An 11,451-nucleotide genomic window follows, 5' to 3' on the forward strand; every position below is an offset into this window, starting at 1 on the left:
GTCTATACCTCCTTTACAAGTAATCGATATTTGGAATAGATGGCTGTTTGTCTGGGAAAAGAAGAGTCCGCCAATGAGCGAGTGTTGGATTTGCTGCAAGCTCAACGAAATTGACTGTCGCTCCTTGTTGTCTCCACTTTTCCGCTAGGCTCATCATTCTAATAGAATCAAGCCCAAGGTAGACGAGATTCTCGTCAAGTGGTATTTCATTCGGCTCCATTTGGAGATACTCAGCTACTTGCTGAAGAATGGCCTCAAAGGATAGCTCATCACTTTCTGCTTCCTGTCCTGTTAAACGACCAATGATTTGATTTGTTGTTGTGGTGACCGCACAGCGTTCAGCTGCATAGGTCATGGCCATTTTGTGATGTTTCAATGAAAAGTCGGCGACGGCATCGGCGACAAAAAAGGTTTCGATATCGAGCATGAATGCTTCTGCGGCTGTCAGCATACAGCCAATATGTGCATATACGCCAGTAATGATCAGTTGATCACGCCCGCCTTCTTGAAGAATATCCAAAAAATTAGATTTCTTAAATGCACTATAACGCCATTTTGTCAGCAATGTATCTGCCTCAGATGGAGCAAGCTGATCAATGATTTTTGTCAATGCTTCATCATCACCAAGTCCAGGTCCCCAAAAATCTGTTAATAGGGCACGATCCTTCGGGTCTTGGTCACCAGGTTGAGCTGTATAGACGACTGGAATGCCAAGTTCATTGCATGTGTCACGTAATTGTTCAATATGCTGAACTAACTCTGTGATCGGTGATGTATTTTGTTGAAATGCATTTAAAAAATATTGCTGCATGTCATGTATCAGCAGAACAGCACGTTTCGGATCTGGTATCCAGTTCACTTTATTTTCGGGTAAATCTTGTGTGCTTGGCATTGGATATGCAGGAATAGTAGGGATTGCCATGGTTTTCACTCCTCTTTTTTATACGTTGGCAGTATGGGTTGCAGCTAGTTCTCTTAATGCTTTTTTACTGACTTTGCCTACACCTGTTTGTGGGAACGCATCGATCCATTCAATGCGGTCAGGAATTTTATAGGCTGCGAGCCCGCGTTCTCTTAGAAATGATTTTAAGACGTGCGGTGCTGGTTTGTTGTTTCCTTTCGCGATAACAAAGGCACATGAGCGTTCGCCAAGAAATGGATCCGGCATGGAAACCATGGCGGCATCATGAATGTCAGCATGCGCAAGTAAATGGTTTTCAACTTCTTCAGCGGCAACCTTTTCACCGCCACGATTGATTTGATCCTTGTCTCTGCCTTCTACAACAACATTTCCTTCTTTGGTTAATCGCACGATATCACCTGTTCTGTAAAAGCCATCGGGTGTAAATGCTTTTTTGTTTTGTTCATCGGCTTTATAGTAGCCGCGAATCGTATAAGGTCCTCTTGTTAAAAGATGTCCAGCCTCTTCATGCGGGACGGGCTTGTCCTCATCATCTACCACTAGTACCTCATCATATTCAGACATCGGGCGTCCTTGTGTATGAATAATGACATGTTCAGGATCATCTAATCTGGTATAGTTGACCAGACCTTCTGCCATGCCAAAAACTTGCTGTAACTTACATCCAAGGGCAGGCATCACTCGTTTTGCTGCCTCAGCACTGAATTTAGCACCGCCGACTTGTAAGACTTCAAGACTCGATATGTCATCTGATCGATGAGGAGCGGCCTCTAGCCAAATCAATGCGATAGGTGGAACGACAGCGGTAATGGTCGCCCGTTCTTTTTCAATGAGTGGAAAGATTACATCAGGGCTTGATCCAGGTGCAAGAACGACTCTTCCGCCTGCGTATAACGTCCCAAGGACTCCAGGCGAGCTTAATGGATAGTTGTGCGCAACGGGAAGTGCAGCTAGATACACACTTTCTTGTGTGAGCTCGCACACCTCATTGCTTTTCCAAAGACTATAAATATAGTCATCATGCGTGCGAGGAATAAGCTTAGAAAGGCCTGTGCTGCCTCCAGATAACTGAAGAAATGCAATATCGCTTGCCTCTACATGAATTTGGGGATCAAGTGCTGGGTCCTTGCGAAGATCATCTAAGCCAAGGAATTCCTCAGCTTCCCCTGCAACAATGACATGGGGTAATGAGGGAAGCTTTTCTTTCACTTGACGTGCGAGTGTTCGATAATCAAAGCCGCCATCGATATCTGGTATGACATATGCGTCTGCTTCGGCAAACTCAATAAAATAAGTGATTTCACTGCTTCTATGAGACGGCAGAGAGAAGACGGGTAAAGCACCGATTCGAAATAAAGCGAAAATGACCTCAAAAAAAGCAGGAATGTTAGGAAGCTGCACGACAACTCGACTTCCTTTTTGAATGCCAAGCTGATGAAAACCGGCGGCAAGACTGCTGACACGCTCATCAAGTTCTTGGTAGCTCATGTGCGTATCAGCGTATGTAATCGCTGTTTTATTTCCTAACGATACAGCGCGTTCACGAAGCATACCGCCAAAGGTTTCCCCACGCCAACAGCCGTTTTCACGGTAGCGTTTTGCAAATTCTTCTGGCCATGTAGGTGGTTGAACAAACATGTTTTTGTCATCTCCTATTTACTTTTATAGCTGATGGATGCCCATCGCATGAAGCATCGTGTTGAATTTTGCAGATGTTTCAGCTAGCTCTTCTTCTGCCTTTGATCCTTTGACCACTCCTGCACCAGCAAAGAGGCGAAGGGAGTGACCCTCAGCTTCTGCACAACGAATGGTGACAATCCAATCACCATCACCATTTGTATCTGCCCAGCCGATCATTCCTGTGAAAAATCCTCGATCGAAGGGTTCAATCGCTTGAATGGCTTCACGTGCATCTGCTGTAGGTGTTCCGCATACTGCAGGTGTTGGATGAAGGCTAAGCGCTAAATCAATTGAGGACACACTAGAATCTGTTAATTCACCTTTGACCACAGTAGACAAATGCCACATCGTTTCTGTTTGTATGACGGATGGTGATGCAGGCACATCTAATGTGTGACAGTAAGGAGTAAGCGCTTTAGTGACAGCTTCGACAACCACTGCGTGCTCGTGTAAATCCTTCGCTGAAGTAAGGAGTTCATCGCGGCGGCGCTGGTCTTCTACTGGATCTGAACTGCGTGGCCGAGAACCAGCGAGTGGATTGGAAATCACAGATGAACCAGTTTTTGAAAGTAGCAGCTCAGGGCTTGCCCCAAGAAGGATGCGTTTTTGGGAAGATGCCGGGTCAGCTATATTTGCAGCAAACGTATAGCCAGTCGTATTATGACGAGCCAGTCGTTCGAGTATTGTTTTCGTATGAATATCTCGATTTGCTTTGAGATGGAGAGATCGAGAGAGTACGATTTTGCTAAGTTCTCCTTTCTCAATTTTAGCTAACCCTTCGTTCACACCTTCCATGTAGACATCTGGAGCAGGGACAGGTGTCACCTCATAGGATGGCGATACCGCTTCTGACTCCTCATCACCTTGTTGAAATTCGAGTGGATCACTAAACTGAACATGGACTGGCACATTTAAACGAACGGGCTGCGCCGGATCAAATGGGACAGCACCAGCCGCAATCGGTGCTTGAATACCAGCTTGTTTGGCAGCGTCAATTACGTGCGCTACCTTTGTGGATAGTTCATTTAACTGATTGGTTTCAATATGCTGGAAAATCCCTTCGGCAAGTATCGTGCGTTTAGGGGAAGCAAGGAAAAAAGCGCCTGGCTGATAGTCTTGAAGCAACTGTACTTTTTCTTCTGACGACAATAATGAATGTTTCATGAAAAGGCCTCCTTTTAAATGAAATGCTAGATTCCGAGTGTTGCGCCACCATCAATTGTGAGATTCTGCATCGTAATATGATTGGATTGCTCAGATGCAAAGAAAATGACTGCATCAGCGATGTTTTGAGGATCAGCGATTTTTTGTAAAGGAATACCGGTTTTATACGTCTCTAATGAGCCTTTAATCACCTGATCTTCTCCTTGTTCATCAGCCCATAAAGCCCATTGCATAGGTGTTGCGGTAGAGCCGGGAGAGACGACGTTGCATCTGATCCCGTAGGCTGCCAGCTCTAATCCAAGCGTTTTTGTAAAGGAAGTAGCTGCTGCTTTTGAAGCGGCATAGGCAGCCATATTCATTCTAGGAATAGCACCTGCGTTAGAGCTGACAGTCACAATGACCCCTTCTGATCTTTTCATCATGTATTTGGAGACAGCTTGAGATACGTAAAAGACACCATGTGTGTTGACTGCGAAAGTTTGTTGCCAGTCATCTGCACTAAGCTGTTCAATAGAACTGATTCGAAGAATGCCTGCTACATTGACCAGTAAATAAATGGGTCCAAGCTGCTTTTCAATTTGATCAACAATGTGCTGAACAGAAGCTTGATCGGTGATGTCCCCTGGATAGGCAAAGGCACGTATGCCTTCATCATTCATTTGCTGGACGGTGCTTTGCAGCTGATCTTCATTTGCGTCAACTGCTGCAATAATCGCACCTTCCTCGGCTAGTCTTTTAGCGACTGCTTGGCCAATACCTTGTCCTGCGCCTGTAATAAGGGCAATTTTTTGAGATAGACCACTATGTTTCATGTGTTCACTGCCTTTCCTTCATGTCTGTGGTTGTGAAAGGATCATCATGATAGAGTGCAAAACGAAAAGCGTAATTCATTAGCACTGGTAAAACGGACGTATGTCCTTCTTCAGGGAACTCGTGATAGGCTGTATGCAAGCCATATGAAGATAAAGTCAGCATCCGTTTTGCTAGTGCATGTGCATGATCATTCATTTGACATGGATGATGTTTTTCTAATTCACCTACACCTACAAGCAGCCTGGCATCCATAGACATCTGACGTATATGGGTGTTGAATTGGTGTTCTTTTTCTAGAAATAAATCTTTGTTCCAGTGGATAGAAGGACTGCCCGCAATATATGTCTGATAAGCATCAGGGTGCTCAAATAGTGTGTGTAATACAAAAAGACCGCCAAGAGAGTGCCCAAACAGTGTTTGACGACTCTGGTTGATCGGAAAGCGCTGCTCGATATAAGGCTTTACAATCTTTTCTAAAAAAGAAAAGAACGCAGAGGCACCGCCATATGTATGGTTGGAAAAGTCCTTTCTTTTGCCACCAATGGAAGCGTCAGGATCGGTAAGAGTGAGATCATAATGCCTGAGCGGATGATAGGGCGCTTCTGTTTGATAGCCAATTCCAACAATGATGGCAGGTACGACACCTGTTTTTTCAGGTCTTCTTGACTGTAAACGAAGTGCTTCGACCATTGTGCCAAAAAGTGAATTTCCATCAAGTACGTACATGACTGGAAAACCAGCCGCTGGAGGAGTAGTATTCGGTTTAAATATAAAAAGTCTGTATGGGTGTGCTGTGATATCCAATTGCTCCGTCCCAGGTATAAAAAAAGGACGGATTTCTCCGAAAAGTGAATCCTCAGTACCCATTCCTTCAGGGCGTTTGGACATATGTAAAAAATCCCCTTCCTCAAATTGACCATCATACGATGATAAAAGCAGGCTTGCGGATATAGGATGAGTTAAGTAATAGAATTCAAATGAAAATGATTCTCAATAATCACGCAAGCAAATCAAATGATAATGGTTATCAATTATGAAGTCAAATGTTCATTAAGTTGTGTAATCGGCAATTTAATCTGAATATTAAGAAAATAAAGGACTAAATAACTACCAAATGATTGGAAATAGAGAATGCCGGGCCGTGTCATTTAAAAAGAGGAGAAATGCCAAAAGTCCTTGACCGTCTCGGGATATTTACCATTTTCTTCTGTTTGATTCAGGAATATATATAGGTTTTTCTTCTTGAAATCATTTTGAGGAAAAATAAGTCTATAGACCTTATTGCATTTTTAGGAAAAAAGAGGAGAATTTTTCGAAAAGCTGGTGATCATATCTCACAACTTATTCAATATCATGCGTAAATTGATATACAATTTTCTAAGGAAGACAAGATCGAAGGGAATGTAGGCAGAATGAAAACTTCATTAGGAAAGCTGAGGCTAAAACTGCTTGAAAATCAGCTCAAACTGACAAATACGTTTACAGTGGAAGAATATCATGAAATGAAACAGTCATTACATGAAATACGGATGTCATTTGCGGCCTATGAACAATGGGATTTATACCAGCGGGCCACCGATATGATCACCATCCTCCTCTTTCAACACGCCCTCAAGCAAAACCACCATTAACACTTTCACTTTTTATGAGCAGCGTATTTCTTATGAAAGGACGGTGCTGTCTTAAGAGTGGCAAAAGATCATATAGCATTAAAAATGCGGCAATTAAAAAAGTAAGGGATGTCCCCTTACTTTTTTTCTGCAACCACCATTCAATTAGAATCCATCTGTGACATCATATTCGTAACGAATATCAGCTTTGACATTGCTCATAGTAGATCTCGCAGTAGCCTTTGCGTTGTACTTAAAGCTCCATTTTTGCGCGACTTTTAATTGATCATCCAGAGAAATACGGTAAGAACCACTTGTTGCAGATGAAAAAATAGATTCGTTCCAAATTTTGTTTATATCAGCCATCAGTTTGTGTGTGACATTTCCTTGATTAGGCGATTGGATACTAGTTGTTGAAATCGATTTAACGATTGCATTTTTAGGGATAGAAGAATTGTTCGTTAAATCCATTGTAATGATAGAAGAATCAACTCCTAAAAAATTTAAAGAAGAATTCCCCAAGTTGGTAGCAGTCCCCGTAAAATTGAATGTCCCATTTCCAGATTTAATACGATCTTGGATAGAAACAGTAAAGTACATATTCCCTGTATATGTACCACGGGTCACTTTCACAAAGTAAGTTTCTGAAGTTGAAGTAACTTCATCAGTATTAGCAAAAATAAAGGGTGTAATTGAATCAGGGTTAATGACTCTAGATCTTCCATCAGAATATTTCGAATTGTACACCTCGATTTTCATCCCCGTATATTGCTTATCATATGAACTTCGTACATAAACCCTTTCACCCTTATTGATCGTGAACTGATAATACGCTTCATTTTCACCTTCAGGTAAGATTGTCGTATCTGGACGACTATATTTCCAATATCCCATTGAGCTTGCTGTGTTAGGACTGTTATTCCCCGTAATCGCTGCTTCTGCTGAATGAGGTGCAAAAAAACTAGTAATAAGCACTAACAATAATGCAGGTAATAAAAAACGTTTGAAAATAGTATTTGTCATATTTTAACCCTCCTTGTAATAATTACTATATCGGATCAAAACTAACAAATTTTAACTGAATTGCCGATATATTTAATAATCACTATTTTTTTAAAAAGGAGAATCAAAATGAATATTAATACGTCGTACACGGCAGGTGCTTCAAACAGTCAGAACCGAATAGACTATAAAGGTCAATCAGCTATTAAAAGTACAAATGAGGTGATGACCGAAGCTGATAGACGAATGAAAATACTAGATGAAAAATATCAAAAAATAAATGAACAAAATAAACGTTTCAAAGATCCTCATGGCCATATATTTGATAAGTATCGAAATCCAAACTCCCCTTATTTCAGAAATGACTTAACCAAATCGGAAAGAGAGGCGGCTTACTCTATTGAAATTGGATGGGCTAATAGTGGAACAGGAGGGCATTATAATTCTAATGATGCCGCCTTCCGTAATGAAAAACGGTACGATCCTACGCAAGAAAGTGTAGAAAAGAAAATACTCAATCGTCAAAAGGTCAACGAACAATTACAAGATTTATTCTCTAAAAACGGTATAACCATTCCTAAAAACACAAATTTAACTTTTACCATTGACCCGAACAATTTTAAATTAGTGGTAAGTGGTTCAAAAGACGAATCGTTGATGAAACAGATAGAAGACCTATTAAATACAACCAACAATACAAGAGAATTATTTTTCCATATCATGAAAAGCAGAAATGATGATTCTACTCAATTCACACCGGATTCTCTAGCAAAATTCCATCTTGTCAATCAAATCAAAACGGTGACAGGCTACAATTTAAAAGATTTAAGCATTGTAAACGGTCAATTTGTAACGGATAAAGGAACGAATATTTTTGATCTATACAAAGAAGAACTCCTGAAAAATCCATACACAGCTGAAAATGCACGCATTGCTGCATCACATTATGGTGCACAGCTCTTTGATCTAGCCAAAAATGGGTTTGATTCTATTCCCGATTTGGTGCTATCTATTGGTTACCAAAACGGCTCCTTATATGACATTGGACAAAAGGTGAATTACGGAGTATCAAAGTGAAGATAAATACATCTAACACGACAGCCATTCTAAATAAGCAGAACCTTCCGGACTTCAATAGCCATTCAGCTATTAAAAGTACAAATGAGGTGATGACCGAAGCTGATAGACGGATGAAAATATTAGATGAAAAATACGAAAAAATAAATGAACAAAATAAACGATTCAAAGATCCTCAAGACCATATATATAATAAGTATAGAAACCCTTATTCTTCTTATTTCAGAAGTGATTTAACAAAACCGGAAAGAGAAGCTGCTTACATTATGGAAATGAGTTGGGCAAGGAATAATAAAGGAGGTCAATATGACTTTAATGACGCCATCTTCCGTAATGAAAAACGGTACGACCCTACACAAGAAAGTGTAGAAAAGAAAATACTCAATCGTCAAAAGGTCAACGAACAATTACAAGATTTATTCTCTAAAAACGGTATAACCATTCCTAAAAACACAAATTTAACTTTTACCATTGATCCAAATAATTTCAAATTAGTGGTGAGTGGATCAACAGACGAATCGCTGATGAAACAAATAGAAGACCTATTAAATACAACCAACAATACAAGAGAACTATTTTTCCATATTATGAAAAGCAGAAATGATGATTCTACTCAATTCACACCTGATTCTCTGGCAAAGTTCCATCTTGTCAATCAAATCAAAACGGTGACAGGCTACAATTTAAAGGATTTAAGCATTGTAAACGGTCAATTTGTAACGGATAACGGAGCGAATATTTTTGATCTATACAAAGAAGAACTCCTGAAAAATCCATACACAGCAGAAAATGCGCGTATCGCTGCTTCACATTATGGTGCACAGCTCTTTGATCTAGCCAAAAATGGGTTTGACTCTATTCCTGATTTGGTGCTATCTATTGGTTACCAAAACGGCTCCTTATATGACATTGGACAAAAAGAGAATTATGGGATTAAGAGAACAATAGATTAACAAAACGTGGACGACAACAGGTACAAAACCAGATACCGTTAATAAAGGACTCTATAACAATTTATGTTACAGAGTCTTTTCTATTGAAGTGCGATGTTTCGCTGTTCAACGAAACATCCTCATGGTAATTTTGACTATAGTCGATGTTTTTCACTTTTTTATTGATGAAAATGTTAAAATGATGAGTAGCGTATTTTTTTATGAAAGGACGGTGCTTGGCATGACGGAACTTCTCGATGACCGGCTGCCGCCGCAAAATATAGAAGCCGAGCAGGCCGTATTAGGTGCTGTTTTTTTAGAACCATCTGCGCTAACGCTCGCTTCTGAGGTATTAATTCCAGAGGATTTCTATAGAATGTCGCATCAAAAGATTTACAATGCGATGCTTATCCTTGGCGATAGAGGGGAACCGGTCGATCTTGTCACGGTGACATCTGAGCTTGCTAATACAGATTTACTAGAAGAGGTAGGCGGGATTTCGTATTTAACCGATATTGCGAACTCGGTCCCAACTGCCGCAAACATTGAATACTATGCAAAAATTGTAGAAGAGAAATCCATTTTAAGACGTCTGATCCGTACGGCGACAACCATTGCACAGGATGGGTACACGCGTGAGGATGAAGTAGAAGACTTGTTGAGTGATGCTGAAAAGACCATTATGGAAGTGGCTCAGCGTAAAAACTCAGGAGCCTTTCAAAACATTAAGGACGTTCTTGTTCAAACATACGATAATATTGAACAGCTTCATAACCGCAAAGGCGATATCACAGGGATTCCAACGGGTTTCTCTGAGCTTGACCGGATGACAGCTGGATTCCAGCGAAATGATTTAATCATTGTAGCGGCTCGTCCATCAGTAGGGAAAACCGCCTTCGCATTGAACATTGCCCAAAATGTCGCGACCAAAACGGACGAAAGTGTCGCCATCTTTAGTTTAGAGATGGGTGCGGAGCAGCTCGTCATGCGTATGCTTTGTGCAGAGGGGAATATCAATGCACAGAACCTAAGAACCGGTAATCTGACAGAAGAGGACTGGGGCAAGCTGACAATGGCGATGGGCTCGCTGTCAAACAGCGGAATTTTCATTGACGATACACCTGGGATCAGAGTAAGTGAAATTCGTTCGAAATGCCGCCGCTTGAAGCAAGAAAATGGTCTTGGCATGATCCTAATTGACTACTTGCAGCTCATTCAAGGAAGCGGACGATCAAGTGATAACCGTCAGCAGGAGGTTTCTGAAATTTCTAGGGCCTTAAAATCGCTGGCAAGGGAGCTTGAAGTTCCGGTTATTGCTTTGTCTCAGCTTTCCCGTGGGGTAGAGCAGCGTCAGGACAAACGTCCGATGATGTCTGATATTCGTGAATCAGGAAGTATCGAGCAGGATGCCGATATCGTGGCATTCCTTTATCGTGATGATTACTATGACAAAGAATCAGAGAATAAGAACATTATCGAAATCATTATTGCCAAACAGCGTAACGGTCCAGTTGGTACAGTATCACTGGCGTTCGTCAAAGAATATAACAAATTCGTCAACCTGGAAAGAAGATTTGATGATGCGGGTGTTCCGCCCGGTGCTTAAAGCCCAGCTCAAGAAGCTGGGCTTTTTTTGATTGATCTACATCGAAAGAATGATTGAAAAAACAGTCAATATGAGGAGGAGAGAGAAAAAGAGAGAGCGTATACTAAAAGGAGAAAAGGAGTGAAGACTGATGAAATTTCAACAGTTTGAAGCCGCTCAATTACGTATCGCACGCCCGACCGTCAACATGAAAGAGGTTGTTTCCTTTTATGAAGAAGGCTTAGGGCTCAAACGAATAGGCTCATTTGATCAACATGAAGGGTACGATGGTGTGATGCTCGGGCTGCCTCACCAGCATGTTCATTTAGAAATCACCAAACATGAAGAAGAAGAAAGCCTGCCCGTCCCGCATCCAGAACAGCTGCTTGTTTTCTATATTCCGGATGCAGAGGAATTTCAGCAAATGAAAGAGAGATTGATTTCATTTGGCGGACAGCATGTCACCTCAACGAATCCATACTGGGACCGGGGAGGAGCAACCATTGAAGACCCAGATGGGTATCGGGTTGTGCTGATGAACACAGATGGTATTACACCGGTTTAAAAAAGACGCCCATTGCTGGGGGTCTTTTTTATGTTGATGAACAGCTGGAAACGATAAAAAGTTGTTTTTTATCAAAATCTCCATTTCCAAGCGCTAAAGAA

11 protein-coding genes are annotated in these 11,451 nt (G+C 41.2%); 5 read left to right on the top strand and 6 right to left on the bottom strand.

Features of this window, described 5'->3' with window-relative positions; all coding sequences use genetic code 11:
• Positions 1 to 13: 13 nt before the first annotated feature.
• Genes V6Z54_RS07570 through V6Z54_RS07590 form a run of 5 tightly spaced genes read right to left on the bottom strand, consistent with a single transcriptional unit; the run spans position 14 to position 5,467 of the window.
• A complete protein-coding gene (locus V6Z54_RS07570; RefSeq protein WP_073979334.1) occupies positions 14 to 922 on the bottom strand; it encodes an isochorismatase family protein in 909 nt (302 codons plus the stop codon).
• Between the two features lie 18 nt (positions 923 to 940).
• The gene (locus V6Z54_RS07575) at positions 941 to 2,560 is read right to left on the bottom strand and encodes a (2,3-dihydroxybenzoyl)adenylate synthase (protein WP_075612222.1); all 1,620 of its coding nucleotides are present in this window, start codon (positions 2,558 to 2,560) and stop codon (positions 941 to 943) included.
• Between the two features lie 24 nt (positions 2,561 to 2,584).
• Positions 2,585 to 3,766: an isochorismate synthase DhbC gene (dhbC, locus tag V6Z54_RS07580; RefSeq protein WP_338527862.1), complete on the bottom strand. Its 1,182-nt coding sequence runs from the start codon at positions 3,764 to 3,766 to the stop codon at positions 2,585 to 2,587.
• Positions 3,767 to 3,792: 26 nt separating this feature from the next.
• The gene (locus V6Z54_RS07585; RefSeq protein ID WP_075612220.1) at positions 3,793 to 4,578 is read right to left on the bottom strand and encodes a 2,3-dihydro-2,3-dihydroxybenzoate dehydrogenase; all 786 of its coding nucleotides are present in this window, start codon (positions 4,576 to 4,578) and stop codon (positions 3,793 to 3,795) included.
• Positions 4,579 to 4,582: 4 nt separating this feature from the next.
• A complete protein-coding gene (locus V6Z54_RS07590) occupies positions 4,583 to 5,467 on the bottom strand; it encodes an alpha/beta hydrolase-fold protein (protein ID WP_338527863.1) in 885 nt (294 codons plus the stop codon).
• A 524-nt stretch (positions 5,468 to 5,991) separates the two neighbouring features.
• Between V6Z54_RS07590 and V6Z54_RS07595 the strand changes: the two genes are divergently transcribed.
• On the top strand, positions 5,992 to 6,210 hold the full coding sequence (locus tag V6Z54_RS07595) for a hypothetical protein (RefSeq protein WP_041089428.1): 219 nt from the start codon (positions 5,992 to 5,994) through the stop codon (positions 6,208 to 6,210).
• Between the two features lie 144 nt (positions 6,211 to 6,354).
• On the opposite strand, the gene V6Z54_RS07600 is transcribed toward V6Z54_RS07595, so the two are convergent.
• Positions 6,355 to 7,212 (bottom strand): hypothetical protein, encoded by an 858-nt coding sequence (locus V6Z54_RS07600; protein ID WP_041089431.1) that lies wholly within the window; start codon positions 7,210 to 7,212, stop codon positions 6,355 to 6,357.
• Between the two features lie 108 nt (positions 7,213 to 7,320).
• On the opposite strand from V6Z54_RS07600, the gene V6Z54_RS07605 reads away from it, so the two are divergent.
• The 4 genes from V6Z54_RS07605 to V6Z54_RS07620 all read left to right on the top strand — a co-directional run bounded on the left by V6Z54_RS07605 (position 7,321) and on the right by V6Z54_RS07620 (position 11,350).
• Positions 7,321 to 8,268 (top strand): DUF4885 family protein, encoded by a 948-nt coding sequence (locus tag V6Z54_RS07605; RefSeq protein ID WP_052468301.1) that lies wholly within the window; start codon positions 7,321 to 7,323, stop codon positions 8,266 to 8,268.
• A gap of 26 nt (positions 8,269 to 8,294) precedes the next feature.
• The gene (locus tag V6Z54_RS07610; RefSeq protein ID WP_338527964.1) at positions 8,295 to 9,221 is read left to right on the top strand and encodes a DUF4885 family protein; all 927 of its coding nucleotides are present in this window, start codon (positions 8,295 to 8,297) and stop codon (positions 9,219 to 9,221) included.
• A 220-nt stretch (positions 9,222 to 9,441) separates the two neighbouring features.
• On the top strand, positions 9,442 to 10,806 hold the full coding sequence (dnaB, locus tag V6Z54_RS07615) for a replicative DNA helicase (RefSeq protein ID WP_024424034.1): 1,365 nt from the start codon (positions 9,442 to 9,444) through the stop codon (positions 10,804 to 10,806).
• Between the two features lie 130 nt (positions 10,807 to 10,936).
• On the top strand, positions 10,937 to 11,350 hold the full coding sequence (locus V6Z54_RS07620; protein WP_041089437.1) for a VOC family protein: 414 nt from the start codon (positions 10,937 to 10,939) through the stop codon (positions 11,348 to 11,350).
• The last annotated feature ends 101 nt before the right edge of the window (positions 11,351 to 11,451 follow it).

It is taken from the genome of Bacillus sp. MAG717A (genome assembly GCF_036884855.1).
GTDB lineage: Bacteria > Bacillota > Bacilli > Bacillales > Bacillaceae > Bacillus > Bacillus safensis.

Coding starts and splice junctions, on each gene's coding strand:
- V6Z54_RS07600 (WP_041089431.1), bottom strand. CDS start 7,212: ATGACAAATACTATTTTCAAACGTTTTTTATTACCTGCATTATTGTTA.
- dhbC (WP_338527862.1), bottom strand. CDS start 3,766: ATGAAACATTCATTATTGTCGTCAGAAGAAAAAGTACAGTTGCTTCAA.
- V6Z54_RS07595 (WP_041089428.1), top strand. CDS start 5,992: ATGAAAACTTCATTAGGAAAGCTGAGGCTAAAACTGCTTGAAAATCAG.
- V6Z54_RS07605 (WP_052468301.1), top strand. CDS start 7,321: ATGAATATTAATACGTCGTACACGGCAGGTGCTTCAAACAGTCAGAAC.
- V6Z54_RS07585 (WP_075612220.1), bottom strand. CDS start 4,578: ATGAAACATAGTGGTCTATCTCAAAAAATTGCCCTTATTACAGGCGCA.
- V6Z54_RS07570 (WP_073979334.1), bottom strand. CDS start 922: ATGGCAATCCCTACTATTCCTGCATATCCAATGCCAAGCACACAAGAT.
- V6Z54_RS07590 (WP_338527863.1), bottom strand. CDS start 5,467: ATGTCCAAACGCCCTGAAGGAATGGGTACTGAGGATTCACTTTTCGGA.
- dnaB (WP_024424034.1), top strand. CDS start 9,442: ATGACGGAACTTCTCGATGACCGGCTGCCGCCGCAAAATATAGAAGCC.
- V6Z54_RS07575 (WP_075612222.1), bottom strand. CDS start 2,560: ATGTTTGTTCAACCACCTACATGGCCAGAAGAATTTGCAAAACGCTAC.
- V6Z54_RS07620 (WP_041089437.1), top strand. CDS start 10,937: ATGAAATTTCAACAGTTTGAAGCCGCTCAATTACGTATCGCACGCCCG.